1 protein-coding gene is annotated in these 269 nt (G+C 50.2%); it reads left to right on the top strand.

The features are described from left to right. Positions 1-217: PLP-dependent transferase (locus EZM41_RS00060; RefSeq protein WP_198468199.1), on the top strand; the 217-nt coding region annotated here is incomplete at its 5' end. Positions 218-269 lie beyond the last annotated feature (52 nt).

Below are 269 nucleotides of genomic sequence, written 5' to 3'. Positions count from 1 at the left end.
CTCGCTCCGCATGGAGCGTCACAGCAAGAACGCCATGGACGTGGCGCAATTTTTGGAGTCGCACGGAGGGGTGGAGTGGGTTTTATACCCGGGGCTTTCAAGCCACCCGCAGCACGACCTCGCCAAAGCGTTTCTGAGAGTGGCTGCGCAAGAGCCTTTGTTAAAGTTAACCCTTTCAAGATGCCTTGGCCAAAACCGTAATGAAACGAGGTTATAAATCTTCTACTTGCAGTCATACCCTGAAGACTGTTATCAAAGCTATTATTTTC

It is taken from the genome of Acetomicrobium sp. S15 = DSM 107314 (assembly GCF_016125955.1).
In the GTDB taxonomy this organism is placed as follows: Bacteria; Synergistota; Synergistia; order Synergistales; family Thermosynergistaceae; genus Thermosynergistes; species Thermosynergistes pyruvativorans.
The sequence above is the reverse complement of the archived record's forward strand: the minus strand, read 5'-3'. Positions and strand labels throughout refer to the sequence as shown.